This window comes from Streptomyces sp. (assembly GCF_019510245.1).
In the GTDB taxonomy this organism is placed as follows: Bacteria; Actinomycetota; Actinomycetes; order Streptomycetales; family Streptomycetaceae; genus Streptomyces.
On the sequence record NZ_JAEKKT010000177.1, the window covers coordinates 26933 to 53097 of the forward strand.

Below are 26165 nucleotides of genomic sequence, written 5' to 3' on the forward strand. Positions count from 1 at the left end.
ACGGCGTGTCGCCCGGATGAGGAGGGGTACCGGAGAGGCGGGTCATCGACAGACCGACCACGGAGGTGTTCATGGCACTGCGTGTGCTGCCCCGGAAGGCCTGGCGGAACTGGCGGCGCTCCGCCGACCTGCGCATCCCGCTCCACTCGACCGAGGTGGAGGACGCGAGCAGGCGATTCCTCCTGTACGGCGCCCTGCCGCTGTGGGTACTGCCCGGCCTCGCCGACTGGTGGATGCACAAACGGACCCGGATCGAGCACACCAGCGGCACCAGGGAGTCCGCGGTCCACGCCCTGATGATGACCGAGGCCGGGGTGCCGGTACTCATGGGCCTGCTGGCCCGGGTCAACCCCCTGGTGCTCTCGGTGATGGGCGGCGCCGCCCTCACCCACGGCGCGACGGCCGTGTGGGACGTCTCGCTGGCCGTCGGCGAACGCGAGGTCCGGCCGATCGAGCAGCACATCCACAGCTTCCTGGAGGTGCTGCCCCTCACTGCCCTGGCGTTCACCGCCTGCCTGCACGCCGACCAGGTCCGGGCGACCCTGCGCGGCGGCCCGGGTGCGCAGGACTGGCGGCTGCTGCCCAAGGAGCACCCGCTGCCGGCCAGGTACCTGGCGGCGCTCGCCGGGGCCGTCGTCGGCGGCGTCGCCCTGCCGTACGCCGAGGAGCTGTGGCGCTGCCGGCGCGCCGCATCGGCAGCGCGGGGGGCGTAGCGCGTGTCGTCCGTCCCGCCCGCGTCCCGAAGGGAGCCGTCGATGAGAAACGGAGAGGGCACGGCGCGCACCCCCGACCTCAGGGTGGCCGACCCGGAGCCGGAGTCGGCCGCACCCGAACAGCTCCCGCCCGACCGCACCCAGGCCATCCTGGAGGCGGCCAAACAGATCGGCGCCATCCTCAAACGCGCCGGACACAGGTTCGCGCTGGCCGGAAGCGTCGCCGTCTACGCCCACGGCGGCAGCGGCAGACTCCGGCACGACGCCGACTTCTGCGTACTGCCCGAGGACGCCGAGGCAGTGGCCGAGTCCCTGCGCGCGGCCGGTCTGACGGTGCGCGTCCCGCCGGAGGACTGGCTGGTGAAGACGGCCTGCTTCGACCAGGACGTCGACATCATCTTCGAACTCGCCCACCGTCCGGTCACCGTGGATCTGCTGGCCCGCGCCCAGGAACTCTCGGTCGACTCCGTCCACATGCCGGTCCTGTCGGCGACCGACCTGCTGGTGAACCTGAACATGGCCTTCTCGGAGCACCACTGCGACTTCGGGGCCGTCCTCCCGGTGGCCCGCACGCTGCGCGAGAAGGTCGACTGGGGAGAGGTGCGGCGCCGCTGCGGCGACGAGCCGATGCCTGCCGCCTTCCTCTTCCTCCTGGAGCGGCTGAACGTCATCGACCCCCCGCAGGAGCAGTGATGAACCTCGAATACCTGGTGGCGCACGTCGCCGAGCACCTCGCCGCCGGGCCGTGCGGCGAGCTGGGGGTACGGGCCGAGATCCGGGGCGGGACGGTCCTGCTGACCGGGACCGTCCCGTCCGCGGCCTGCCGTGATGCCGTCAGCCGCGTCGTGCAGGACGAACTGGCGGGGGTGCCGGTCCACTGCGACCTCGTCGTCGCCGAGACCGCCCCGCCCGACCACCCGGAGGTGCTGACATGACCAGGGTCGCGGCCGTCGGCGACATCCACATGGGCCCGGACAGCCAGGGCACCCTCCGGCCGGCCTTCGAGACGCTGCCGGGCTGCGCCGACATCCTCCTGCTCGCCGGCGACCTCACCCGGCACGGCACTCCGGAGGAGGCGCGGGTCGTCGCCCGGGAGATCAAGGACCTGGGCGTCCCGGTCGTCGCCGTCCTCGGCAACCACGACCACCACGACGACCACCCCGACGAGGTCACGGCCATCCTGCGGGACGCCGGAGCGCACGTCCTGGAGGGCGAGGCGACCGTCGTGAGCCACCGGGGTCTGCGGATCGGCGTGGCCGGCACCAAGGGCTTCGGCGGCGGGTTCGTCGGCCGGTGCGCCGGCGAGTTCGGCGAACCGGTGATGAAGGAGTTCGTACGGTACGCACGCCGCCGCGCCGACGGCCTGCGCGCCGCCCTCGAGGAGCTGCGCCGGCACGAGTGCGACACCCGTATCGCCCTGACCCACTTCGCCCCCGTCCCGGACACCCTGGCCGGCGAACCCCCGGAGATCTACCCGTTCCTCGGCAGCTACCTGCTCGCCGAGGCCATCGACACCGTGGGCGCCGACCTCGCCGTCCACGGACACGCGCACGCCGGCACCGAGCACGGCATGACCGGTGGGGGAGTACGGGTGCGCAACGTGGCCCAGCCCGTCATCGGACGGGCCTTCCACGTCTATTCGCTTTCTGCCCGCTGAACTCGCGGTGGTCCGGGAGAGACCCGGCACGAGGGGTACCCGGTCGCCGACAGACACCCTCGAAGAGTGGGAAGGGGGCCGGTCATGGCCCAGCACGTACGCGACATCATGACCAGCGACCTGGTGACCGTGGAACCGCAGGCGTCGGTCGCCGCCGTGGCCCGGGTGATGCGGGACGAGGACGTCGGCGCGGTCCTGGTGACCGAGGAAGGGCACCTGCGCTGCCTGGTGAGCGACCGCGACCTGGTGGTGCGGGCCTTCGCCGAAGGCGCCGACCCGGAACGGACCACCGTCATGCAGGCGGCCAGCGAGGACCTGGTCACCATCACCCCGGACGACACCCTGGACCGGGCGGTCCGGCTGATGCGCGAGCACGCCGTACGGCGGCTCCCGGTCGTCGACGGCGACCAGCCGGTGGGCATCATCGCCATCGGCGACCTCGCGATCGAACGCGACGAGAAGTCCGCCCTCGGCGACATCAGCGCGGCGCGGCCCAACACCTGAGCCGGCCGGGCCTCAGCCGATCGGGTGCCACGACCCAGCCGCGCGGGTGTTTCGCGCCGACCGGGTACTCGCCCCGCGCCTCCCGGGCAAGGGATGGCGAGAGGCGAGGAGGCGTTTGGTGGATCCCGAGCACGGTGCGGCGGGGGAGCGGTTCGCGGACGCGGTCGACGCCCGGCTGCCCGTCCACGACGGCGCCGGTCAGCTGCTGCGCAAGTCCTTCCCCGACCACTGGTCGTTCCTGCTGGGCGAGATCGCCCTGTACAGCCTGATCGTCCTGGTGGTCACCGGCGTGTGGCTGACGTTCTTCTTCAAGCCCGAGATGCGGGACGTCGTCTACGAGGGGTCGTACGTCCCGCTCCTCGGGCAGCCCGTGTCCGGGGCCTTCGACTCCACCCTGCACATCAGCTTCGACGTCCGCGGCGGCCTGCTGATGCGGCAGACCCACCACTGGGCCGCGCTGGTCTTCGTCGCCGCGATCGGCGTGCACCTGCTGCGGATCTTCTTCACCGGCGCCTTCCGGCGGCCCCGGGAGATGAACTGGGTCATCGGCGTCACGCTCTTCGCGCTCGCCCTCGCCGAGGGCTTCGCCGGCTACTCATTGCCGGACGACCTCCTGTCCGGCACCGGACTGCGGATCGCCCAGGGCATCACGCTCTCCATCCCCGTCGTGGGCACGTACGTGGGCATGTTCCTGTTCGGCTCCGAGTTCCCCGGCCACGACATCATCCCCCGGCTGTACAGCCTGCACATCCTGCTGCTGCCGGGTGCGCTCATCGCCCTCGTCACCGTCCACCTGATCCTGGTCTTCCACCTGAAGCACACCCAGTGGCGCGGTCCCGGCCACAGGAACTCCAACGTCGTCGGAAAGCCGCTCTACCCCCAGTTCACGGCGTCCTCCCTCGGCCTGTCCCTCAGCGTCTCCGGACTGCTGGTGGCGCTCGCCGGCATCGCCCAGATCAACCCGGTGTGGAAGTACGGCCCCTACCGCCCCGACCAGGCGTCGACCGGCTCCCAGCCGGACTGGTACGTCGGCTTCCTGGAAGGCTCGCTGCGCCTGGTCCCGCCCTGGGAGACGAACTTCGCCGGACACACCCTCATGTGGAACGTCCTGCTGCCGGCCGTCGTCCTGCCCGCGCTGCTGTTCCTCGTGCTGTACGCCCACCCCTTCGTCGAGCAGCGGCTGACCGGGGAGTGGCGCCAGGAGCAGCACTTCTGCGACCGTCCGCGCGAACGGCCCGCCCGCACCGGCCTCGGCGTGGCCGGGATCACCTTCTACGGCGTGCTGCTGCTGGCCGGCGGCAACGACGTCATGTCGCAGGCCTTCCGGATCTCGGTGAACGCCCTGACCTGGATCTTCCGTATCGCCCTGATCGTGGCCCCCATCGTCGCCTTCTTCCTGACCCGCTCGCTGTGCCGGGCCCTGCTGCACGCGGAACGGGAGCGGCTGACCGAGGGCGAGGAGACCGGTGACGTACGGCAGACGCTCGCCGGCGGCTACGAGAGCGTGCGGCGGGAAGAACTCCACCGGCCCGGCCGACTCCGCCACCTCCGCCTCCGTGCGGTCCTGCGGGCGCGGGCCGTGCCGGATGTAGCTGACCGCGCAGAAGAACGACACCAGCGCGGCCATCCCGAACGCCACGATCAGCGCCGCCGTCCCGGCCGGGTCGGCCCGCGACCACACGCCGTAGAGCGCGGCGGCGCCGCCGAAGAAGACGGCCACCCCACCGAAGAGCAGTGCCTCGACCTTCACCGCAGCCCCTTCTTCTCCGCCAGCCGCAGGATCTCCGGATGGTGCAGGTCGAACGCCGGCGACTCCGACCGCACCCGGGGCAGCGCCACGAAGTTGTGCCGCGGCGGCGGGCAGCTCGTCGCCCACTCCAGTCCGCGCCCGTACCCCCACGGATCGTCCTCCTCGACCTGCCGTCCCCGGTGGGCCGTGAGCCAGACGTTGTAGAGGAACGGCAGCGTGGAGACGCCCAGCAGGAACGCGCCCGCCGACGAGAGGGTGTTGAGGAGGGTGAACCCGTCCGCCGGCAGATAGTCGGCGTACCGGCGGGGCATGCCCTCGGCCCCGAGCCAGTGCTGCACCAGGAACGTCAGCTGGAACCCCGGGAAGAGCAGCCAGAAATGCACCTTCCCCCACCGCTCGTCGAGCATCTTCCCGGTGAACTTGGGCCACCAGAAGTAGAACCCGGCGAACGTCGCGAAGACCACCGTCCCGAAGAGCACGTAGTGCAGATGGGCCACGATGAAGTAGGAGTCGGTGACGTGGAAGTCGAGCGGGGGCGAGGCGACGAGCACTCCGCTCAACCCGCCGAGCAGGAACGTCACGAGGAAGCCCATCGACCAGAGCATCGGCGTCTCGAAGGAGAGCGACCCCCCGCGCATCGTCCCGATCCACGCGAAGAACTTGATGCCGGTCGGGACGGCGATCAGGAACGACATGATCGAGAAGAACGGCAGCAGCACCGCCCCGGTCGCGAACATGTGGTGCGCCCAGACGACCGCGGACAGCATGGTGATGGAGGTGGTGGCCCCGATCATCGGCAGATAGCCGAAGAGGGGCTTGCGCGAGAACACCGGGATGATCTCGGAGACGATGCCGAAGAACGGCAGCGCCACGATGTACACCTCGGGATGCCCGAAGAACCAGAACAGGTGCTGCCACAGCAGGGCCCCGCCGTTGTGCGCGTCGAAGATGTGCGAGCCGAACTTCCGGTCCGACTCCAGGGCGAGCAGCGCGGCCGTGAGCACCGGGAACGCGGGCAGCACCAGGATCGACGTGAACAGCACGTTCCAGGTGAACATCGGCATGCGGAACATGGTCATGCCCGGGGCGCGCAGGCACAGGACGGTGGCGAGGAAGTTCACCGCCGTCAGCGTCGTCGACACACCCGACACCACCAGCCCCATCGCCCACAGGTCACCGCCCGCGCCGGGGGAGAAGTAGGCACTGTTCAGCGGCGCGTAGGCGAACCAGCCGAAGGCCGCGGCGCCGCCCGGCACCAGGAACCCGGAGACCACGATCAGCCCGCCGAACAGGTACATCCAGTACGACAGTGCGTTGAGGCGCGGGAAGGCCAGGTCCGGGGCGCCGATCTGGAGCGGCATGATCGCGTTCGCGAAACCGGCGAACATCGGGGTCGCGAACAGCAGCATCATGATCGTGCCGTGGATGGTGACGAACTGGTTGTAGGTCTGGTTGCTGAGGAACTGCAGCCCGGGACGGGCCAGTTCGGCCCGCATGCCCAGCGCGAGCAGCCCGGCGAACACGAAGAAGCAGAACGCCGTCACCATGTACAGCCGGCCGATCACCTTGTGGTCGGTCGTCGACGTCCAGCCCAGCAGCCGGCGCCCCAGCGACGCGGGAGGCGCGGGAGGCGCGGGCTCTTCGCCGACGCGTTGCGAGAGTTCGCTCATGGTCCTCCTCAGCCGTGCCGAGCGCCGGAAGCGCCACGCGGGTGCCCTGCCCGCCGTACCCGGAAAACCGTCCGGCTCCCGCGCGGGCGCGACCGCCGCCCGTGACGATGAAACCGGCATAGCGGACGGATGGGATGTGTCAGCTCCGCCCGACGCTACCGGTGACCCGCCGAAGACCAGGTCCGCCACGCCTCGCGGCCGGGCATTCGATGCCGGGTGGCGGGTACCCGGCGCGGATGGACACAGCACTGGAGCAACTGGCCGCCGCCGGCTCGGCGGCGGGGATGGTCGTCATCGTCGTCTGCGGTGTGCTCGTCACGGCCGCGCTCATGGGCGCCGTACGCCTCGGCATCGGGGTGCGGCGGCGCGAGTCGGCACCGCCGCGGCGCTCGGAGCAGCCGAAACTGCCCGACTCCGGACCCGTGTACGAGGAGCAGAACATGCGCGAGCCGAACGAGGTGCCCCGGGCGGCGGGCGACGGTGAGCGTCTCACCCCGCACCAGCTGGGCAACGCGCACAGCAGGCCCAGCGGCGACCAGACCCGCCCGCGCTGGCACCCCGGCTCCAGTGGCTCCTTCGGCAGCGGCGGCAGCGGCGCGAAGTGAGCCGTCTCAGCCCACGTAACGGCGGGCGGCGGAGTGGCGCCGGGCCCGTTGGAGCGCCCTCAGACGGCGCTCCAGGTCCCTCGGAACCGGATGGCGCTGCCGCAGCACCCAGGGCAGCCCGGCCGGCGCGGCACCGACCGCGCGGGCCGAGGCGGCGTCACGGGGAACGATGGCCGGCAGCTGTGCCGTTCGGTGCAGGGCGGACAGCAGCGGGCGGTGCAGCCACGTGAATCACAGGGTGTTGCGCAGCCCGAGGACCCGGCGCGCCGTGCTGTCCCGCACCACCGACGCCTGGTGATGGCCCGTCAGGTGGTCGAAGGTAGCTGAGCCGCCGGCCCCGCCGCAGCGGGTCGGCCGCCGACAGCTCCTCCTCGCCGCCCAGCCGCAGACCGGGGTAGAAGCCGCCCGCCGCACGGAAGGCGTCGGCGCGCAGCACGGTGGCGGCCGCCAGGAAAGAACCCGGCGCCGGGCCCGGCAGCCAGTCGAGCGCACCGGCCCAGCGGCCTCCTCCAGACGGGCCTGCTCGCCGACCCCTGCCGGAGGCCCTGGAGGGGGCCGCCTGAGAACGGGCCCGGCCCGGCGGCCGGCGGGGCGGCCGACGCGCCGGAGCAGCCGACGACGGCGGAACCCCGGGCCCGCCGCGCGGGTCCGGGGTTCCCGGGGGTACGACCGCTGCCGGCCGGCCGCTCTCAATGCAGGCCGCCGGGATCGCCGGGCCGGATACGGCCGCGCCACGCGCCGCTCTCGGCGCCGCGCTGCTCGATGAAGTCCTTGAAGCGGTGCAGGTCGCCCTTGACCCGGCGGTCGATCATGCCGAGCGCGTCCGCTCCCTTCTCGGCCAGCCCCGAGGGCTCGACGTCCATCGTGAGCTCGACCCTGGTGTGCGTCGGGTCCAGGGGCTCGAAGCGGACGGACCCGCGCTGCCGGGTGTCGCCGTCGATGGTCCGCCAGGTGATCCGGTCGTCCGGCAGCTGGTCGACGATCTCGGTGTCGAACTCGCGCCGCACCCCGCCGATGCTGGTGGTCCAGTGGTTGTGGCGGTCATCGAGCTGCGTGACTTCGTCGACACCCTCCATGAAGTTCGGGAAGTCCGCGAACTGGGTCCATTGGTTGTAGGCCGTGTGGATCGGGACGTCGACTTCCACGGCTTCCTTGACCGTGCTCATCTGTTCCTCCTCGTCGCAGGCGGCTCGTTCCCGGGGCGCGCGCATGCGTCGGGTATGCGTCCCAGGGGTGTTCGCTTGTGCACAGCGGCCGGGTACCCCACTCGGCGCGCGGGCAACACACACCGGCGGGGAGGCGGGTCAGCCGGTACGGAACACGTCCTGGGCCGCCCTGACCCGCAGGTCCTCCAGGGTGCGCAGCTGACGGTGGGCCCGGTCGATCAGCCCGTCGAGCTCCCGCCCGTCCAGGTGGTCGTCCGCCTCGGCCAGAGACCGCAGCGTCCGCCAGCCGAGTTCCTTGCCCTTGACCCCCAGCCGGAGGAACTCGAGTTCGATCACCAGCGTGAGCGGCGAAGGACGGAGCAGACGTCCGTTGGCCTTGAGCCGGCCGAGCCGCTCGGCCGTGCCCGCGGCGACGGTCTTGTAGCGGCGCGCGGGCACGCCCAGGTCCCGCATGACGCGCAGGAGGGTCTCCCGGTCCTCGGCGATCTCGGCCGCGAGCACCCGCAGGGGGCCGGCCGCCGGTGTGTCGCGGTGCGACCGGGCCATGAACCGGGAGCGGCCGGCACCGACCGTGGCCCCGGCGAGGTGGTCGTTGAGGTAGATCCCGAGCAGGTCCGTCCGGAGTCCGTTCACCCGCGGGCGGGCCCGGTGGTGGGTCGGTGTCGTCATCGTTCGTGTCCTCGTTTCCCGCCGCCTCGGTGGCGGCGGCACCCGAGTACCCGCAGGACGGTGCCGGATCCCGCTGCCCGCGACAGGGGATTCACGCCCGGAGCATCATGAAACTCCCGCAGGTGAGGAGGGCGCCGTGAACGCGGTCGTGGAGAGTGTGCGGATACCCGTGACGGGGGTGCGGCTCGACGCCGACGTGGCCGTCCCCGAGGCGGCGAAAGGGGTCGTGCTGTTCGCGCACGGCAGCGGCAGCGGCCGGCACAGTCCCCGCAACCGCTTCGTCGCCGGCGAACTGCAGGCGGCCGGGATCGGCACCGTCCTCGCCGACCTGCTCACCCGCGAGGAGGAGCGGACCGACGCGGTCACGGGGGAGCTCCGCTTCGACATCGGCCTGCTCGCCGCCCGCGTGACCGACCTCGCCGACTGGCTCGGGGAGTACGAGCCCGCCGCGGAGCTCGCGTGCGGGCTCTTCGGCGCCAGCACGGGCGCCGCGGCCGCCCTGGTCGCAGCCTCCGTGCGTCCGGACACGGTCCGCGCGGTCGTCAGCCGGGGCGGACGGCCGGACCTGGCCGGGAGCGCGTTGGCGTCCGTCCGCCGGCCGACCCTGCTGATCGTCGGCGGACGCGACCAGGAGGTCCTGCGGCTCAACCAGGACGCGATGCGGCAGATCCCGGGCGAGACCCGGCTCGAAGTCGTTCCCGGCGCGACCCACCTGTTCGAGGAGCCGGGCACCCTCGAGCGCGTCGCACACCTCGCCTGCGACTGGTTCACCCGCCGTCTGCCCGGCTGACCCCGCCCAAGGTGTCGAGAGCGGCCCGGTGATGGCCCCGGACGCGACCCAGGGCCGGGTGCCGGAGAGCGGGCCCGTCAGCCGCCCGGGCGCCCGACGGGCCCGCGACCGCTCCGGTCGGCGGACGGCACGGCCCGGCGCGCGGCGACGACCATGACCGCCAGCGCCGCCAGAGTGAGCGCGGCGCCGGTGTACAGCGGCGCCGTGTAGCCGAGGCCCGCCGTGATGGCGAGGCCGCCGAGCCAGGCGCCGAGGGCGTTGCCGACGTTGGACGCGGACACGTTGGCGCTCGCGGCCAGCGCCGCGCCCCCCGCGGCATCGGTCACCCGAGTGATCATGCCGGGTACGGCGGCGAACCCGGTCACCCCCATCAGGAACACCAGCACCACCGGCCGCCGATCACGTTCCCCACGACCAGGCCGACGCCGTACACCATCAGCAGCCAGGCGACATCGGCCGCGGAGAAACCGCCGACCCCGGTGAAGGTGTAGGCGATGTAGCTGAACGCCCCGAACATCCCGCCGTAGCCGAGCGCGGTGGCGGTGAGGGTGAGCCACACCTGCGCGGAGCGGAACGCGCGCACCTGGTCCCGCAGCCCGCCGCCCGCCGCGTCCCCGGGCACCGCACCCGCTCCGGCAGGGACGAGGGCGGCGATGCCGGCCAGCGCGAGCACGCCGATCGCGGTGACGGCCCAGAACGCCGCCCGCCATCCCCAGCGCTCGCCCACCGACGCGCCGACCGGCACGCCCAGCACGTTCGCGAACGTCAGCCCGGCGAACATGACGGCCACCGCCCGGGACTTCCGCTCCGGAGCGACCAGGCTGCGGGCGACGAGCGAGCCCACGCCGAAGAACGAGCCGTGGCACAGGGCGGCGACGATCCGCCCGAGCAGCAGCACGGCGTAGGTGGGCGCGACCGCGGACAGCAGGTTGCCGACGACGAACAGCACCACCAGCCCGACCAGGACCCGCTTGCGAGGCAGCCGGGCCGTCGCCGCGGTGAGGACGATCGCGCCGACGGCGACACTCAGCGCGTACCCGGAGACCAGCCGGCCCGCGGCCGCCTCCGACACCGAGAAACCCGACGCCACCTGCGGCAGCAGCCCGGCGATCAGGAACTCGGTCAGCCCGATGCCGAACCCGCCCAACGCCAGCGCGACGAGCCCGCCCGGCATCCGTTCCCGCACCGGCACGTACCTGTCCCCGACCGCGGATCCACCCATGCGCCGACCCTCGCCGCCGGCGGACGCTCCGTCCATGGACAAAGATCGGTGGTCCTTGGACGGACGGACGAGAGGCGGGAGAAAACCGGTGGACCCACGTGGCCCCCGCTGCGTAGCGTCGGTGCCACCGTGACGCCGGACGAGGAGGTGAGACCCATGAACGCGGTATCCGAGTGGGTGCTCCCTCGCTCCGTCACGGTCGGGCGATCGACATAGGTGTCGCCGGGAGCGCCTGAACGACAAGGCCATCCCGAAAGGCAACACCTCATGCATTCTCTGGAGTTCACCGCCGAGACGTCCTCGGACGGCGTCGTGGAACGCGACTTCACCGTGGGCGGGATCCCCGGCGTGCTCTGGTCGCCCGCATCCTCCGGGCGCGCGCCCCTGGTCCTGATGGGCCACGGCGGCGGCACCCACAAGAAGTGGCCGGCGATGCCCGGCCGCGCCCACCGGATCGTGCACGGCTGCGGGTTCCACGTCGCCTGCATCGACGCGCCCGGCCACGGCGACCGGCCGCGCACGGCGCACGACGAGCAGGAGATCGCCGCGCTCTACCGGGCACGGGAGGCGGGCGAGCCGGAGGGCCCGATCGTCGTCCGCTACAACGCCCACCTCGCCGAGCGTGCCGTGCCCGAATGGCAGGCGACCCTCGACGCCCTCCAGACCCTCCCCGAGATCGGCACGGAAGGGCCGGTGGGCTACTACGGCCTCAACATGGCCACCGCGATCGGGGTGCCGCTGACGGCGGCCGACCCCAGGATCACCGCCGCCGTCCTCGGCCTCCACTGGCCCGACGCCCTGGCCGCGGCGGCACGGCGGATCACCGTCCCGGTCCAGTTCCACCTCCAGTGGGACGACGAACACATCCCCCGCGAAGCCGGTCTCGCACTGTTCGACGCCTTCGCCTCTGAGGAGAAGACCCTGCACGCCAACGCGGGCAGGCACAAGGAACACCCCAGGTTCGAGGCCGACAGCGCGGCCCGCTTCTTCGCCCGCCACCTCACCCGGTCCCTGCCGGCACCGGCTCTGAGCTGACGGCCCTTCGGCGCCCGGCAGGCTGCCGGGCGCTCCCGCCCACCGGTGGCGGCGGGCGTAGGGCTAACCCCCCGGGGTGACAGCAGGCCTGCCGGATGGTGACGGCCCCGGCCCGTCCACAAAGCTGGGGGAGTCGCTGAAAACGCCCGGTCCGCCCGGTCCGCGCGGCCCGTGCAGCCGAGGAGGCCTGTCTTGCTCACCCGCCGTACCGCCCTGTTGTCGGCCGTCTCCGCCACCGCCCTGTCCGCCGTCGCCGTGCGCACCGCGTCGGCCGCGCCGCGTACGGCAGGGCCGGTGCGGCTGACCCTGCCCACGCCCGGCGGCCCGTATCCGGTGGGGACGGTCTCCCTGCGCCTCGTCGACACGGCACGCGCCGATCCCTGGATCACCGCACAGCCGTACCGGGAGCTGATGATCAGCATCCGCTACCCGGCGCGGGACGTCGGCGGCCGCCCGCGGGCACCGCAGATGCTGCCGGGGGAGGCGGCCGGCTTCGCCGCCGTCAACAACCTCGCCGACGTGCCCGCCGACCAGGTCGACTGGGCGGCCACCCGCACCCACGCCCACGAAGCCGCCCCGGTCGACCGGGACCGCGGCCCGTACCCGGTCCTCTGCTACTCACCCGGTACCGGCGACCCGCGCTCCCTCGGCACCACCCTCTGTGACGGCCTCGCCTCCCGCGGCTACGTCGTGGTGATGCTCGACCACACCTACGACGCGACCGCCGTCCAGTTCCCCGGCGGCCGCGTCGAACGCACCGTGCTGCCCGCCGAGTACGACAGGGCCTACCCGGACCAGAAGCGCATCAGGGCGCTCCTGAAGAAGACGATCGACGTACGGGTGGCCGACACCCGCTTCCTGCTCGGTGAGTTGCCGCGGGTGCTGTCCCGCGAGCTGGGCGGCACGCCGGACCTGGACCGCATCGGCATGTTCGGCCACTCGGCAGGAGGCTTCACCGCTCTCCAGGCGATGCACGACGACCGGCGCATCGCGGCCGGGGCCGACCTGGACGGCGTGGCCGCCTACGTCCAGGACGACGGTGACACCGGCCATCTCTCCACCGTCGCCGCCGAGGGCCTCGACCGGCCCTTCCTGCTGGTCGGCAAGGACGGCAACGACCTGAGCACGGTCCCGTCCTGGAATGCCCTGTGGCGGCACAGCCGCGGCCCGCGCGAGGGCCTGACCCTGCGCGGCGCCGAACACGCCACGTTCACCGACGAGGAGGCGATGATCCCGCAGATCGCCCGCGGGCTGGGGCTGCCCCGGAAGACGGTCGTGAAGAACATCGGCACCATCGCCCCGGACCGCGCGATCACCGTCGAACGGCTCTGCCTCGCCTCCTTCTTCGACCGCCGTCTGCGTGGCCGGAAGGCAGCGGGCCTGCCGGCCCGCACGCCGGAGGCACGCTCCTTCGGCAGGTGAGCGGCCGGCCGCCCGGGTGGCGCCGGCGTCAGGCCGGAAGCCAGGACAGCCCGTCCTCGGTGACCCCGAGGGGGCCGGGGCCGGACGGCGACGGGAGCGGGCCGTCCAGCGGGGCGCCGTACAGGGCCTGCTCCTGGAGGTCGTTGCCGGTGCGGAAGGTCTCGGCGACGACCCGGGTGCTCAGCAGCGGGTTCGTACGGTCCTCGGCGGAGGCCAACCGGCCCACCGCGCCCTCCAGTTCGGCCGCCGAAGCGCTCCACCGGACGCCGAGCCCGCCCGCGGCGGGAATCCCGGTGTCACCCGACGCCACGCCCCCGGCCAGCTCGGCGAAGGCGGCGGCCTCGTCGACGTCCACACGGGTGATCTTCTTCGCCGACCAGAAGTAGGAGTCGTCGTCCCGCTCCATGTCGTAGAACGCGACGAGGAACTCGTAGAACACCCCGTACTCCCGGCGGTAGCGTGCCTCGAACTCGGCGAAGCCGCGCTCCTCGGGAACGGTGCCCTCCAGGGCCGCGTTCACGGCGCGGGCCGCCAGCAGGGCGCCGTAGGTGGCCAGGTGGACGCCCGAGGAGAGCACCGGGTCCACGAAGCAGGCGGCGTCGCCGACCAGCGCCATGCCCGGGATCCACAGGGACGTCTTCCAGTAGGAGTAGTCCTTGCGCACCCGGACCCGGTCGTACGGCGGCTCCGTCGCGACCGGTACGTCCGTGAGCAGCCGGCCGACTTCGGGGCAGGCCTTGATCATGTCCTGCCACGCGGCACGCGGATCGTTCTGGACGGCCGCGTAGTGCTCCGGCGAGACGACGGCACCGACGCTGGTCAGGTCGTCGCGCAGCGGGATGTACCAGAGCCAGCCGGCGTCGAACGCGGCGCAGAAGATGTTCCCGTCGTTCGGCGCCGGCAGGCGCCGGCCGCCCGCGTAGTAGCCGAACACGGCGAGGTTGCGGAAGAAGTCCGAGTACACCCGGGCCCCGCCCACCCGGCCGTGGATCCGGCTGGTGTTGCCGGACGCGTCGATGACGAACCGGGCGTGCGCGGTGCGCGGGGTGCCGTCCGGGTCGGTGTACTCGACACCGCGCACCCGCTCGCCCACGGTCAGCACCCGGCGTACCGGACTGCCCTCCCGTACCTCGGCGCCGGCGCGCTCGGCGTTGCGCAGCAGGATCTCGTCGAACCGGGAGCGCTCCACCTGGAAGGCGGTCGCGGTCGGTTCCGGCAGCCGCGGTGTCGTCGCGAAGGAGAACTGCCAGGGCTCCGGATCCCGGCCCCAGCGCAGGGTACCGCCACGCTTGAGGGTGAACCCGGCCGCCGCGACCTCCTCGTCGGCCCCCAGGAGGCGGCACAGGCCGTGGACGGTGGCGGGCAGCAGCGACTCGCCGATCTGGTAGCGGGGGAAGGTCTCACGCTCCAGCACGAGCACCCGGTGCCCGCGCCGGGCCACGGCCGTCGCGGCGGTCGACCCGGCCGGCCCGCCGCCGACCACGATCAGGTCGTACGACCCGTACCCGAACGATCCGGATGACCCGTACGCCCCGTGCTCGTCGTCCGCGCGCGTCTCGTCTCGCGACGTCATCAGGCAACTCCTCTTCCGAACGGACCGGCGTGGTCACGTGGACGGGCGGGCAGGGACGGCCGCCGCGGCGGTCTCCGTTCCCGGCAGGGCGTCCGCGTCGAGGAGCACCCCGAGGACGTGCGCCGTCAGCTCGGGCAGCGTCGGGTGCTCCAGCACGACGGTCGGGGACAGGCGGACCCGGATGAACGCGCTGAGCCGGTTGCGGACCTGCACGGCGGACAGGGAGTCGAATCCCAGCTCGGCGAAGGAGCGTTCGGCGGGGAGGGCGGACGGGTCCGCGAAGCCCAGGACCGCCGCGAGCTCGGCGCGGATCAACTCGGCCAGCAGCGGCGCGCGTCGGGGCGGCGCGACGGCGGCGAGCCGTTCCCGCCAGGCACCGGGCGTCCGTGCGGCGCGGTCCAGCGGGGCCGCCTCGGTCGGGGCCGGGCTGCGCGGCAGCAGGTCGGCGAGGACGGAGGGCGCGCCCGGTCCGGCCGCGGCCCGCAGATCCAGCGGTACCGGCACCAGGACCGGTTCCTGGCGGCGCAGCGCGGAATCGAGAAGGGCGACGCCCTCCCGTTCGCCGACGGGCAGCACACCGCCCTCCCGCAGCCGGTCCGGTGCCACCCGGCCCGCCATGCCCTGCGCGCCCGCCGTGGTCCACGGCCCCCACGCCAGCGACTGCGCGGGCAGGCCGCGCGCCACCCGGTACCGGGCGAGCGCATCGAGGAACCCGTTCGCCGCGGCGTAGTTCGACTGTCCCGGCCTGCCGAGCACGCTCGCGGCCGAGGAATAGAGCACGAAGGCGGCCAGACCGAGGTCCTTCGTCGCCTCGTGCAGATGCCAGGCACCGTCCGCCTTCGGCGCGAGCACGGCCGCGAGCCGCTCGGGCGTCATGGCGTCGGTCACGCCGTCGTCCACCACCCCGGCCAGATGGAAGACCGCGGTGAGCGGCGGCCGGCAGGAGGCGACCAGCGCCCGCACGGACGCCCGGTCGCTCACGTCGCACGCCACCACGCGCACGTCGGCGGCGAGTCCGCCCGCCCAGTCCGGGACCTTCCCGTCACGGCCGGCCAGCAGCAGATGCCGGACCCCGCGGTCGGCGACCAGATAGCGGGCCAGGCCGGCCCCGAGCGCGCCGGTGCCGCCGGTGACGAGCACGGTCCCCTCGGGATCCAGGCGGGCGGCCTCGACGGCCGGTGGACCGGCGAGGGCCAGCCGGGGCGCCAGGGCGGCACCGTCGCGCAGGGCGAGTTCCGGCTCTCCGGTGCGCAGGGCCGCCGCCAGGGCCGTCGGCGTGACAGCGGCCCCCTGCCGGTCGACCAGCACGATCCGGTCGGGATGCTCCGACTGGGCGCTGCGCACGAGCCCGGCGACGGCGGCCTCGGCGGGGTCGGGGGCGTCTCCGGTGGCGTTCCCGGTGAGCACCAGCAACCTCCCCGACCGTGCACCGGCGGTCCAGCCCTGCACCCGCTCCAGCACGGCGCCGAGCAGCGCGCGCACCCGGTCGGGCGGGGGAGCGTCCGGGGGCAGGGCGGCGGCCAGCTCCGCCACGTCGAGCACCTCGTGCTCCGTGCTCGCCGTGCCGGCCGGGGGCACCGGCCGCCAGGCGAGACGGTAGGTCTCGGCCGGCGGTCGCGCGGGGGCCGGGACCGGTCGGGTGACCACGGACTCCACGGCGGCCAGCGGCAGCCCGGTCCCGTCGGTGAGCGTGACCCCGAACTCGTCCGGGCCCAGCCGTCGTACGACCGCGCGCGCCGCGGCGGCACCGCTCGCGTACACCGTCACCCCGGAAAGGGTGACCGGCGCTCTCGGCTCACCCGGCTCCTCGGCCAGCAGCGCCGCGTGCAGCGCCGCGTCGAACAGGGCCGGGTGCAGGGCGTACGACCGGGCGGCCGCCGCTTCCCCGGGCGGCAGCGCCAGTTCGGCGAAGGTCTCGCCGTCGCGGTGCCACAGCGCGGTCAACACGCGGAAGGCGGGGCCGTAACGGTGGCCGTGGCCGGCGAGACGCTCGTAGCCGACACTGATCCGTTCCGCGCCCAGCGGTGGCCAGGCGCCGGAGGTGTCCCCCGGCGGTGCCTCGGCCGTGGCGGTCGTCGCGGTGGCGTGCCGGGTCCACGGGCCCGGCACGCCGGCCGGCCGTCCCCACACGGTGACCGGCCGCCCGCCCGTCCCGTCCGGTGCCCCGGCCACCACCTGCACCTGTACCTGCGCCCCCGGCCCCGGAGCGAGGACGAGCGGAGCGTGCAGGGCCAGCTCGGCCAGCCGTACCGGCCCGGCGGAGCCGTCGGCCCGGGCCGCCAGCTCGGCGAAGACGGTCGCGGGCACCACCACCCGGCCGCCGATCACGTGGTCGGCCAGCCAGGGATGGCGGTCCAGGGACAGTACCGAGGTGTGCCGGATCGCGGGTCCGTCGGCATCGGGCACCGGCTCGCCGAGGAGGGGATGGCCGGACCCGCTCGGCGGCCGGGCGGCATCCAGCCAGTAGCGCTGCCGCCGGAAGGGATGGGTGGGCAGCGGGCGCCGCCGGGCACCGGAACCGGCGTACACCGACCGCCAGTCCACCTCGGCCCCGTGCACATGCAGCGCGGCCAGCGCCTCCACCGTCGTCCTGGCGTCACCGCACGACGCGAACACCGCGCCCGCGTCCGGCCCGACGCACTCCTCGGCGGCCGCGCCGAGCGCGGCGGACGGCCCGGCCTCGACGAAGGCCGTGACGCCGTCTTCGGCGAGCACGCCCACCGCGTCGGCGAACCGGACCGTCTCGCGCGCCTGGCGCACCCAGTGCGCGGCGGTCGCGAGCGCATCCGTCTCCGCGCGTCCGGTGAGCGTGGAGACGACCGGCACGGACGGCCGCCGGTAGGTCACCGACTCGGCGACGGCACGGTACCCGGCCAGCACCGGGTCCAGCAGCGGCGAGTGGAAGGCGTGGCTGACCCGCAGCCGGCGCTGCGGCCGTCCGACGGCGGCGGCCACCGCCGTCACCGCGTCCTCGGGCCCCGAGAGCACCACCGACTCCGGCCCGTTGACCGCCGCGACCGCGACGGGCCGCCCGGGAACCGCGTCGAGCACGGGCGTCACCTCGGCCAGCGGCGCCCGGACCGCGATCATCGCGCCGCCGGCGGGCAGGGCCGCCATCAGCCGGCCGCGCGCGGCGACCAGCCGCACCGCGTCGGCACGGGAGAAGACCCCGGCGACATGCGCTGCGGCCAGCTCTCCGACGGAGTGCCCGACCAGCCGGTCCGGCCGTACGCCGAAGCCGTCGAGGAGGGTGTGCAGGGCCACCGCGTGGGCGAACAGTGCGGGTTGGGCGTAGTCGGTACGGTCCAGCAGGCCCGGGTCGTCGATCGCCTCCAGCAGGGGGCGGTCCAGCCACGGGGTGAACTCCTCGCAGAGGCCGGTGAAGGCAGCGTCGAAGAGGGGGAAGGCCGCCCGCAGGCCGCGGCCCATCCCCGGTCGCTGGGCTCCCTGACCGGGGAAGAGAAGGGCCACCTTGGGGCGGGAACGTGCGGTGCCCCGCAGCAGTGCCGGACCGTCGGCGCCGGCCGCCAGGTCGCGCACCCCGTCGAGCAGGCCTGCGACGTCCGGGGCCAGGACGGCCGCCCGGTGCGTCAGCGGTGCCCGCGTCGTGGCCAGCGAGAACGCGACGTCCAGGGCGGCCGCGTCCCCCCGCACGCCGGCCAGTTCGGCCGCCAGCCTCGCGGCATGCGCGCGCAGCCCGGCCTCGTCACCCCCGCCGACCAGCCAGGGCATGAGCGGCAGCCGGCCGGGGGGCGGGGCGGTGGGGGCCTCGCCGGCCGCCGTCGTCCCGGCCTCCGCAGCGGCCTGCGCCGGCTCCTCGATGATCACGTGGGCGTTGGTGCCGCCGATACCGAACGACGAGACCGCCGCCCGGCGCGGACGGTCGCCCCGCGGCCACGGGCGGGGCCGGTCGAGCAGCCGTACCGCACCGCCGGACCAGTCGACGTGCGGCGAGGGCTGCTCCGCGTACAGCGAGGCGGGCAGTTCGGCGTGGCGCATCGCCTCGATCATCTTGATGAGGCCCGCCACCCCCGACGCCGCCTGGGTGTGCCCCAGGTTCGACTTCACCGAGCCCAGCCACACCGGATCGGCCGGCTCCCGGCGCTGTCCGTAGGTCGCGAGCAGGGCGTTCGCCTCGATCGGGTCGCCGAGCGCGGTGCCCGTCCCGTGCCCCTCGACCGCGTCGACGCCCGATGCGTCCAGCCCCGCGTCGGCCAGCGCCCGCCGGATCAGGTCCCGCTGGGCCGCGCCGTTGGGAGCGGTCAGGCCGTTCGAGGCGCCGTCCGAGTTGACGGCGGAACCGCGCAGCACCGCCAGCACCGGATGGCCGTTGCGGCGGGCGTCCGACAGCCGTTCCAGCAGCACGAGACCGACGCCCTCGGCCCAGGCGGTGCCGTCCGCGCCCGCGGCGAAGGACCGGCAGCGCCCGTCCGGCGACAGTCCGCGCAGCCGGCTGAACACGACGAACGGCTGCGGATTCGACAGCACCGTCACCCCGCCGGCCAGCGCCAGCGCACACTCCCCGGCCCGCAGCGACCGGGCCGCCAGGTCCAGCGCCACCAGCGAGGACGAACACGCCGTGTCCAGGGTGAGCGCCGGGCCGCGCAGCCCCAGGGCGTAGGCGATCCGGCCGGACGCCACGCTCGGCGACGAGCCGATGCCGAGCTGGGCCTCCAACTCGTCGGGCACCCGGCCGCGGCCGTACCCGCCGGCGTGCATGAGACCGACGAACACGCCGGTGTCGGTGCCGCGTAGCTCCGGCGCCGGGACACCGGCCCGTTCGAAGGTCTCCCAGGCGACCTCCAGCAGCAGCCGTTGCTGGGGATCGGTGGCCAGCGCCTCGCGGGGCGACATGCCGAAGAACAGCGGGTCGAAGTCCGCGACCGAGTCGAGGAACCCGCCGCGACGGGTGTACGTCGTCCCGGGCCGGTCGGGGTCGGGATGGTGCAGCGACGCGAGGTCCCAGCCCCGGTCGGCCGGGAACTCACCGGTGGCGTCGCGCCCTTCGGCCACCAGACGCCACAGATCCTCGGGAGAGCTCACTCCACCGGGGAAGCGGCAGCCGGCCGCCACGATCACCACGGCGTCGTCCCCGGCCCCGGCCTCCGGCCCGCCCCGGGGGACCTCCTTCCCGCCCCGCGGCGCGGTGCGGGCCGTCCCGTCCTGTGCGGTACGGGCGGTGCTGTTCCGTGGGGTGCCGGCTGTTCGGTCCTGTGCCGTGCGGGCCGTCCCGTCCCGTGGGGTGCCGGCTGTCCCGTCCTGTGCGGTCGCCGCCGTGCCGCCGGGTGCGGTCGCCGTCGGCCCGTGCAGCAGTGCGTCCAGGTGGGCGGCGACCGCGGCCGGGCTCGGGTGGTCCCACACCAGGGTCGCCGGCAGCCACAGCCCAGTGCGGGTGCCGAGCCGGTGCCACAGGTTCATGGCGTCCATCGAGGTCAGGCCCAGATCGGCGAACGCCGCGTCCGGATCGGCGGCGCCGTCCCGGACCGCCGCCGTCTCCGCCAGCACCAGGTCGGTCAGCGCGGCCCGCCGCTCAGCGGGCGCCCGCCCGGCCAGTTCGGCGAGTCCCGGATCGGCCGGGCGGTCGGTGAGCGCCCGCCGCAGCAGGGCCCGGCGCGGCTTGCCGCCGGAGGTGCGCGGTACCGCCGGGATCGGCAGCACCTCCTCGGGCACCTTGTGCGCGGAGAGCACCGCGGCGCAGGCGCGCAGCAGCGGCGCCGGATCGAGGCCCGGACGGTCCGGCACCACGAACGCCACCGGAACCTCACCGAGCAGCGGATGTGCCCGGCCGACCACGGCCGCGTCCCGCACCCCGGGCAGCCCGCAGAGCACCCGCTCCACCTCGGCCGGGTCGACGTTCTCGCCGCCGCGCACGATACGGTCGCCCGCCCGGCCGGTGACGGTCACAGAGCCGTGCTCGTCGAGCCGGCCCAGGTCACCCGTGCGGTACCAGCCCTCGCGCAGGGCGGCGGCGGTCTCCTCGGGCCGGTCGTGGTAGCCGAGCATGACGCCGGGGCCGCGGACCCAGATCTCGCCGTCCTCGCCGCCACCCTCCGCCGGGACGATCCGTACCTCCATGCCGGGCAGCGGCAGTCCGCTGCTGCCGCGCACCCGCGGCCCCGCGGGCGACTCCACGGCGATCTTGCCGCAGGTCTCGGTACTGCCGTAGCCGTCCAGCAGCGGGGCACCGAACCGTGCCTCGGCCTCCTCCCGCAGCTCCGGTCCGCTGGGCGCGCCGGCCGTGACGCACAGCCGCAGCGAGGGGACGGCCCCCAGCCCGGCGTCCAGCAGTTGCCGGTAGGTGAGGGGGACCCCGGCCAGGACGGTCGGTGCGTACTCGCCGACCAGCCGGACGAGGGCGGCCGGTTCCGGAGCCACGGTGATCCTGGCGCTCGCGCCGGCCATGGTGGTGCCGAGGACGCAGAGCGAGTGGGCGTACGTGTGCGAGAGGGGCAGCGGCCACAGGACGCGGTCCGTCGCCGACAGCCCGAGCCGGGGCAGATAGCAGGCGGCCGAGGACCACAGCGCCGACCGCTGGCTGGAGATCGCCGCCCTGCTGGTGCCGGAGGTCCCGGACGTGTAGAGCAGCCAGGCCGGCTCGTCCAGACCGAGGTCGTCGGCGGGAGCGGACGACGGTCGGGTGGCCAGCGCCTCCCAGGCGGCCGCCCCGCCCGGCACCGCCCCCTCGCCGGTGACCAGCAGCCGGACGGGCTGTCCGGCCGTCAGCCGCGTGATCCGTGGCAGGTTGTGCCGGTCGGTGACCAGCACGGCGGGGGCGCAGTCGGCCAGGAGCTCCGCGAGTTCGGCGTCCGTGGCGCGGGAGCTCAGCGGCACCCCCACGGCACCGGCCCGCACCGTGGCGAGCAGCCCCTCGACCAGCTCCACGCCGTCGCCCAGGCAGAAGGCGACCCGGGCCGTGCGGCCCACGTCCAGCCCGGCCGCCAACCGGCCCGTCCTGCGTTCGAGCTCGGCCCAGCCCACCGCCCGCCGGTCATCGGCGAAGGCGACCTTCCGGCCGTAGCGCACGGAGTTCTCGACGAGCAACTCCGCAACGGGCCGTACGGCAAACGCCCGCTCCACTCCCACCAGGCCCCCTCGGTGCAACAACCTTGCCCACGATCCCTGTTGGGCCGGGCACTTACCCAGTAGGAGGGCGCCGCCGGGGCCTGGGTTGCAGCGTCCGCGCGACCGGCGTTTTCTGGAAGTACCCGATGGTGAAACAAGAGCGCCCAGGGTTGCGGCACGGACCGGGGGCTCTGTCCCGGCTGTCTGCCATGGCCAGGCCTCGGTCCGAGTGGTCCGCCGTGACCCGGCGCTCGACGCGGAGGTGAGCCTGGTGAAAGCCGTCGTCTACGAGAAGCCCTTCAGTGTCACGGTCAGGGATGTCGAAGATCCACGGATCCAGCACCCGAACGACGTGCTGGTACGGGTCACATCGACGGCCATCTGCGGGTCCGACCTGCACATGTATGAGGGGCGTACGGCCGCCGAGGCGGGCATCGTCTTCGGACACGAGAACCTCGGCATCGTCGAGGAGACCGGCTCCGGCGTGACCTCGCTGTCCGAGGGCGACCGGGTGGTCATGCCCTTCAACGTCGCCTGCGGCTTCTGCAAGAACTGTCTGGCCGGCAAGACCGGCTTCTGCCTCACGGTGAATCCGGGCTTCGCCGGCGGAGCCTACGGCTATGTGGCCATGGGCCCCTACAAGGGCGGCCAGGCGGAGCTGCTACGGGTGCCGTTCGCCGACTTCAACTGCCTGAAGCTGCCGCCGGGCAACGAGTTCGAGACCGACTTCGTGCTGCTCGCGGACATCTTCCCGACCGGCTATCACGGCTGTGAGCTGGCCCGGGTCGCCCCGGGTGAGAGCGTCGCCGTCTTCGGAGCAGGCCCGGTCGGGCTGATGGCCGCGTACTCCGCCCTGCTGCGGGGTGCGGCCAAGGTGTTCTCGGTCGACCGCGTGCCGGAGCGGCTCGCCAAGGCCGAGCAGATCGGAGCGATACCGATCGACTTCACCCAGGGCGACCCGGCCGAACAGATCAAGGAACAGACGGGAGGCGAGGGCACGGACAAGGGCGTCGACGCGGTCGGCTACCAGGCCCAGGCGCACGACGCGAGCCACGAGGAACCAGCCGTCGTCCTGAACTCCCTCGTCGAGACGGTACGGCCGACCGGCATGCTCGGCGTACCGGGCCTGTACGTCCCCTCCGACCCGGGCGGTCCCGACGAGCACGCCAAGCATGGCCAGCTCCTGGTGTCCATCGGCAGGATGTTCGAGAAGGGGCAGCAGATGGGCACCGGCCAGTGCAACGTCAAGCAGTACAACCGCCAGTTGCGTGACATGATCATCGCGGAGCGGGCCAAGCCCAGCTTCGTGGTCTCCCACGAACTGCCGCTCGAGGACGCCCCCGGCGCCTACGAGAAGTTCGACCAGCGGATCGAGGGCTACACCAAGGTCGTCCTGCACCCCGGGCACGCTCTCGCGGCGTAGCGACGGCGACGACACGGCGCGGCGGGCCGGGGATCACTTTCCCGGTCCGCCGGCGCACCACCGCGGTCTTCGCCGCTGCATCTTTCACGATCGTCACGTGATCATGTCGTCACGTGAATCAGTGCCGGACGGAGACCGGGTACCGGTCGATCGTCCGCCGTAACTCGGCCGGGTCGAAGTCCGGGACGGCCTCGCCCTGCGCGTACCTCAGGAGGAGTCCGGCGAGGGTGCGCAGCTTGGTGTTGGTGCGCTGGGAGAGGTCGCGCAGGACCCTCCAGGCCTCCTCAGGAGGGATCCGGCCGTACGCGACGACGACGCCGATGGCCTGGTCGATTACGGCATGAGAGGTGACGGCCTGCTGGAGCTGGGCGGTCTCGGCCGTGAGCCGTTCGTACTCGGCGGCCAGCTCGGTGGCCGACAGCAACCGCAGGGGCTCCGTGCGGGAGATCGCGAAGAACGCCATGTCGCCTCGTCCGGGGGGTGGGAACCAGGGGCAGCGTTACAGCTTCCCCCGGACCCCACCCGTACGCGACCGGAATCGCGCCGCCCAGCAGGTCCGGCGAAGTCGGCCGAAGTCCGGCCTTCCCCCGCCCCGCCCCGCCCCGCCCCGCCCCGGGGCGGGGCGGGGCGCGACCAGCCACGACCGTGCCGCGGGTCGGCAGCTCGCGGCACGTCCCGCTGAGTGCTCAGCCGCGGCGCCCCGCGGGGGCGTTCCGGTCCTCGCCGGCCGCCGGCGTGGCATCGCCGTCGCCCGTGCCCGTGACCGCGGCCGGTTCCGCCCGGTCGGCGTGGCCGGGCCACCAGGCCGCGTGGCCGATCAGCGCCGTGAGGCTCGGGGTGAAGAACATCGCCATGACGAACGCGGCCACCGCGATGCCGAAGGAGACCGCGAAACCCATCTCCGTGAGCAGCGCGTTGCCGGCCAGCATCATCGTGGCGAAGGTCGCCGCCAGGATGAAGCCCGCCGCGGCCACCGTCGGCCCTGCGTGCCGCAGCGCCATGCCGGCCGCCTCGCGCGGCTCCCGGCCCTCGCGGGCCTCCTCACGGAGCCGGGCGATCATGAGGATGTTGTAGTCCGTGCCGATGGCCACCACGAAGAGATACATGATCACCGGGAGCATGAACATCAGGCCCGGCTTGTTCTGCGCGTCCTGGAAGATCCACACCGTGGCGCCGAGTGTCGAGCCGAAGCCGAGCCCGACGGAGGCGATCAGGTACCAGGGGGCGACCACACTGCGCAGCAGGAGCCCCAGGATCACCATGATCAGCAGAGCTGCGACGGGGAACACCGTCCGGTAGTCGTGGTTGACCGCGGCGTCGATGTCCTTGTAGATCGAGGACATGCCGCCGACGAGCGCCTCGGTCCCCTCGGGCGCACCGGCGTGCGCGACGTCCCGCACCCGGCCCACGGCGTCTATGGCCTTGTCCGTGGACGCCTCGTACTTGAGGGTGACCGTGAAGTCCGCCGTGGTGCCGGCCTTGTTCACCTGGACCATCCGGGCGCTCGCGACACCGTCCACGGCCCCCAGCTTCCGCGCGTACGCATCGAAGGAGGACGCGTCCAGCGGCTTGCCGTCGGTGCTGGAGAGATAGACGTCGGTGGGCGCGGCGGCACCGGCCGAGTACGCCTTCTGCATCTGGTCCTGGACGACCATGGACTCCTTGGTCTTGGGCATCGAGCCCGACGCCAGGTCGAACGTGGCGTGGTAGCCCAGCGTGCCCAGCGACAGCACGACCAGGACCAGGCCGGAGACCACCGCGGTCAGCCCCGGACGGCGCTGAACACCACGGCCCAGGGCCGCGAAACGGGCGTTCGCCGGCTCCTGCTGCCAGGACTTGGACGGCCAGAACACCTTCGGGCCGATGAGCGAGACCACGGCCGGGATCAGCGTCAGCCCCGCGATCAGGGTGACGGAGACCGCGATGGCCAGCGCCGGGCCCATCTGCTTCAGGAAGCCCAGCGTGGAGAGGACCAGCGCGAGGAAGGCGATGATGACCGCGCCGGCCGCCGAGGCGATCGCCTCACCGACCCGGCCGACCGCGTTGACCATGGCCTCCTTGGGTTCGTCCCCCGCGCGCAGGCGTTCGCGGTACCGGAACATCAGGAACAGGAAGTAGTCCGTGCCCACGCCGAACAGCACGACGATCAGGATCGACGACACGGAACTGTTGGCCTGCAGGTCGAACAGCTTGGTGGCGTACGCGATCAGCCCGTTGGCGATGGCGGACACCACGCCGATCACCACCAGGGGCAGGAACGCCAGGATCGGCGCCCGGAAGATGATCAGTAGGGTCACCAGGATGATCACGAAGGTGCCGATGCCGATCAGCGCCTGACCGCGCTTGGACGAGTCCTGCTGGTCGAGGGCCTGCGCGGCCGAACCGCCCAGCTTGACCTCCAGGTGCGTGCCCTGGGCCAGTTGCTTGACGTCGTCGCGCAACACCTTGGCCGCGTCGGCCTGTACGGGCTGGCCGGCCTTCTTGCTGTCCATCTGCACCAGGATCAGGTCGTACCTGCCGTCCTTCGACGGCTGGCCGGGGACGACCTTCTGGACCTGGTCGATGTGCTTGCCGCCCAGTTCGGTGGCGAACCGGGCGACGTCCTTCTTGTCGTCGGCGGTGAGCTTGCCGCCGTCGGTGCGCTGGTACAGCGCGATCGCGGACGGGGTGAAGGCGCTGGGGAACGCCTTCGCCTGGAGATCGGCCGCTTTGATGGACTCGTAACTCTTGGGCAGGAAGCTGCTCTCGTCGCTGTTCGAGGGCAGGCTCGGGGCGGTGGCTACGATCGCCACCGCCGCGATCAGCCATGCCACGATCGTCCAGACTGGATGTCGGACGACGGCACTGCCGATTCGTCGGAACATGCGGAAGGTCCTCCTGGGTAGGAAGATCACCGCAGCCCGG

The 26165-nt window shown here is 73.3% G+C and carries 17 protein-coding genes and 4 pseudogenes; 11 read left to right on the forward strand and 10 right to left on the reverse strand.

Annotated features, from left to right (window positions below; translation table 11 throughout):
• The first annotated feature begins 71 nt into the window (after nucleotides 1-71).
• The 6 genes and pseudogenes from JF597_RS34705 to JF597_RS34730 form a co-directional block, all read left to right on the forward strand.
• The gene (locus tag JF597_RS34705; RefSeq protein ID WP_294004556.1) at nucleotides 72-713 is read left to right on the forward strand and encodes a diguanylate cyclase; all 642 of its coding nucleotides are present in this window, start codon (nucleotides 72-74) and stop codon (nucleotides 711-713) included.
• Nucleotides 714-755: 42 nt separating this feature from the next.
• The gene (locus tag JF597_RS34710) at nucleotides 756-1406 is read left to right on the forward strand and encodes a nucleotidyltransferase family protein (protein WP_294004559.1); all 651 of its coding nucleotides are present in this window, start codon (nucleotides 756-758) and stop codon (nucleotides 1404-1406) included.
• The gene (locus JF597_RS34715) at nucleotides 1406-1648 is read left to right on the forward strand and encodes a BON domain-containing protein (protein WP_294004562.1); all 243 of its coding nucleotides are present in this window, start codon (nucleotides 1406-1408) and stop codon (nucleotides 1646-1648) included. Before JF597_RS34710 ends, JF597_RS34715 begins: the two co-directional genes overlap by 1 nt.
• Nucleotides 1645-2370 (forward strand): metallophosphoesterase, encoded by a 726-nt coding sequence (locus tag JF597_RS34720; RefSeq protein WP_294004565.1) that lies wholly within the window; start codon nucleotides 1645-1647, stop codon nucleotides 2368-2370. Before JF597_RS34715 ends, JF597_RS34720 begins: the two co-directional genes overlap by 4 nt.
• An 84-nt stretch (nucleotides 2371-2454) precedes the next feature.
• A complete protein-coding gene (locus JF597_RS34725) occupies nucleotides 2455-2874 on the forward strand; it encodes a CBS domain-containing protein (RefSeq protein ID WP_294004568.1) in 420 nt (139 codons plus the stop codon).
• A 118-nt stretch (nucleotides 2875-2992) separates the two neighbouring features.
• Nucleotides 2993-4372 (forward strand): annotated as a pseudogene (locus JF597_RS34730) (ubiquinol-cytochrome c reductase cytochrome b subunit); the annotation flags it as partial.
• 63 nt (nucleotides 4373-4435) lie between these two features.
• On the opposite strand, the pseudogene JF597_RS34735 reads toward JF597_RS34730, so the two are convergent.
• Both JF597_RS34735 and ctaD read right to left on the reverse strand, forming a co-directional pair.
• Nucleotides 4436-4624: pseudogene (locus JF597_RS34735) on the reverse strand (cytochrome c oxidase subunit 4); the annotation flags it as partial.
• A complete protein-coding gene (gene ctaD / locus JF597_RS34740; RefSeq protein WP_294004571.1) occupies nucleotides 4621-6294 on the reverse strand; it encodes a cytochrome c oxidase subunit I in 1674 nt (557 codons plus the stop codon). The gene ctaD and the pseudogene JF597_RS34735, both read right to left, overlap by 4 nt.
• A 236-nt stretch (nucleotides 6295-6530) precedes the next feature.
• Between ctaD and JF597_RS34745 the strand changes: the two genes are divergently transcribed.
• On the forward strand, nucleotides 6531-6899 hold the full coding sequence (locus JF597_RS34745) for a DUF6479 family protein (RefSeq protein ID WP_294004574.1): 369 nt from the start codon (nucleotides 6531-6533) through the stop codon (nucleotides 6897-6899).
• Between the two features lie 6 nt (nucleotides 6900-6905).
• On the opposite strand, the pseudogene JF597_RS34750 reads toward JF597_RS34745, so the two are convergent.
• From JF597_RS34750 to JF597_RS34760, 3 genes and pseudogenes are all read right to left on the reverse strand, one after another.
• Nucleotides 6906-7380: pseudogene (locus JF597_RS34750) on the reverse strand (glycosyltransferase family 2 protein); the annotation flags it as partial.
• Nucleotides 7381-7588: 208 nt separating this feature from the next.
• On the reverse strand, nucleotides 7589-8065 hold the full coding sequence (locus JF597_RS34755; RefSeq protein ID WP_294004577.1) for an SRPBCC family protein: 477 nt from the start codon (nucleotides 8063-8065) through the stop codon (nucleotides 7589-7591).
• Nucleotides 8066-8203: 138 nt separating this feature from the next.
• Complete coding sequence (locus JF597_RS34760; protein ID WP_294004579.1) at nucleotides 8204-8734, reverse strand: hypothetical protein; 531 nt, start codon at nucleotides 8732-8734, stop codon at nucleotides 8204-8206.
• A gap of 136 nt (nucleotides 8735-8870) precedes the next feature.
• Here JF597_RS34760 and JF597_RS34765 point away from each other — a divergent pair, with 136 nt between their 5' ends.
• Entirely contained in the window at nucleotides 8871-9524 is a 654-nt protein-coding gene (locus JF597_RS34765) for a dienelactone hydrolase family protein (protein ID WP_294004582.1), read from the forward strand.
• Nucleotides 9525-9601: 77 nt separating this feature from the next.
• On the opposite strand, the pseudogene JF597_RS34770 reads toward JF597_RS34765, so the two are convergent.
• Nucleotides 9602-10698: pseudogene (locus JF597_RS34770) on the reverse strand (MFS transporter).
• Between the two features lie 315 nt (nucleotides 10699-11013).
• On the opposite strand from JF597_RS34770, the gene JF597_RS34775 reads away from it, so the two are divergent.
• On the forward strand, nucleotides 11014-11781 hold the full coding sequence (locus JF597_RS34775; RefSeq protein ID WP_294004585.1) for an alpha/beta hydrolase: 768 nt from the start codon (nucleotides 11014-11016) through the stop codon (nucleotides 11779-11781).
• Between the two features lie 192 nt (nucleotides 11782-11973).
• Nucleotides 11974-13203, forward strand: a complete 1230-nt coding sequence (locus tag JF597_RS34780) for a hydrolase (protein ID WP_294004588.1) — start codon at nucleotides 11974-11976, stop codon at nucleotides 13201-13203.
• A 28-nt stretch (nucleotides 13204-13231) separates the two neighbouring features.
• Here the strand turns inward: JF597_RS34780 and JF597_RS34785 are convergent, their stop codons facing one another.
• On the reverse strand, nucleotides 13232-14776 hold the full coding sequence (locus JF597_RS34785; RefSeq protein ID WP_294004591.1) for a tryptophan 7-halogenase: 1545 nt from the start codon (nucleotides 14774-14776) through the stop codon (nucleotides 13232-13234).
• Nucleotides 14777-14809: 33 nt separating this feature from the next.
• On the reverse strand, nucleotides 14810-21859 hold the full coding sequence (locus tag JF597_RS34790) for a type I polyketide synthase (protein WP_294004594.1): 7050 nt from the start codon (nucleotides 21857-21859) through the stop codon (nucleotides 14810-14812).
• A gap of 250 nt (nucleotides 21860-22109) precedes the next feature.
• Between JF597_RS34790 and JF597_RS34795 the strand changes: the two genes are divergently transcribed.
• Nucleotides 22110-23261: a glutathione-independent formaldehyde dehydrogenase gene (locus JF597_RS34795; RefSeq protein WP_294004597.1), complete on the forward strand. Its 1152-nt coding sequence runs from the start codon at nucleotides 22110-22112 to the stop codon at nucleotides 23259-23261.
• Nucleotides 23262-23379: 118 nt separating this feature from the next.
• Here JF597_RS34795 and JF597_RS34800 read toward each other — a convergent pair whose 3' ends face one another.
• Both JF597_RS34800 and JF597_RS34805 read right to left on the reverse strand, forming a co-directional pair.
• Nucleotides 23380-23724: an ANTAR domain-containing protein gene (locus tag JF597_RS34800; RefSeq protein WP_294004600.1), complete on the reverse strand. Its 345-nt coding sequence runs from the start codon at nucleotides 23722-23724 to the stop codon at nucleotides 23380-23382.
• 223 nt (nucleotides 23725-23947) lie between these two features.
• Nucleotides 23948-26125 (reverse strand): MMPL family transporter, encoded by a 2178-nt coding sequence (locus JF597_RS34805; RefSeq protein ID WP_294004603.1) that lies wholly within the window; start codon nucleotides 26123-26125, stop codon nucleotides 23948-23950.
• Nucleotides 26126-26165 lie beyond the last annotated feature (40 nt).

What these genes read in the sequence shown, in the direction of transcription:
- JF597_RS34800 (WP_294004600.1), bottom strand. Translation starts at nt 23,724, where the DNA reads ATGGCGTTCTTCGCGATCTCCCGCACGGAGCCCCTGCGGTTGCTGTCG.
- JF597_RS34720 (WP_294004565.1), top strand. Translation starts at nt 1,645, where the DNA reads ATGACCAGGGTCGCGGCCGTCGGCGACATCCACATGGGCCCGGACAGC.
- JF597_RS34745 (WP_294004574.1), top strand. Translation starts at nt 6,531, where the DNA reads ATGGACACAGCACTGGAGCAACTGGCCGCCGCCGGCTCGGCGGCGGGG.
- JF597_RS34785 (WP_294004591.1), bottom strand. Translation starts at nt 14,776, where the DNA reads ATGACGTCGCGAGACGAGACGCGCGCGGACGACGAGCACGGGGCGTAC.
- JF597_RS34775 (WP_294004585.1), top strand. Translation starts at nt 11,014, where the DNA reads ATGCATTCTCTGGAGTTCACCGCCGAGACGTCCTCGGACGGCGTCGTG.
- JF597_RS34725 (WP_294004568.1), top strand. Translation starts at nt 2,455, where the DNA reads ATGGCCCAGCACGTACGCGACATCATGACCAGCGACCTGGTGACCGTG.
- JF597_RS34755 (WP_294004577.1), bottom strand. Translation starts at nt 8,065, where the DNA reads ATGAGCACGGTCAAGGAAGCCGTGGAAGTCGACGTCCCGATCCACACG.
- JF597_RS34710 (WP_294004559.1), top strand. Translation starts at nt 756, where the DNA reads ATGAGAAACGGAGAGGGCACGGCGCGCACCCCCGACCTCAGGGTGGCC.
- JF597_RS34705 (WP_294004556.1), top strand. Translation starts at nt 72, where the DNA reads ATGGCACTGCGTGTGCTGCCCCGGAAGGCCTGGCGGAACTGGCGGCGC.
- JF597_RS34760 (WP_294004579.1), bottom strand. Translation starts at nt 8,734, where the DNA reads ATGACGACACCGACCCACCACCGGGCCCGCCCGCGGGTGAACGGACTC.
- ctaD (WP_294004571.1), bottom strand. Translation starts at nt 6,294, where the DNA reads ATGAGCGAACTCTCGCAACGCGTCGGCGAAGAGCCCGCGCCTCCCGCG.
- JF597_RS34715 (WP_294004562.1), top strand. Translation starts at nt 1,406, where the DNA reads ATGAACCTCGAATACCTGGTGGCGCACGTCGCCGAGCACCTCGCCGCC.
- JF597_RS34805 (WP_294004603.1), bottom strand. Translation starts at nt 26,125, where the DNA reads ATGTTCCGACGAATCGGCAGTGCCGTCGTCCGACATCCAGTCTGGACG.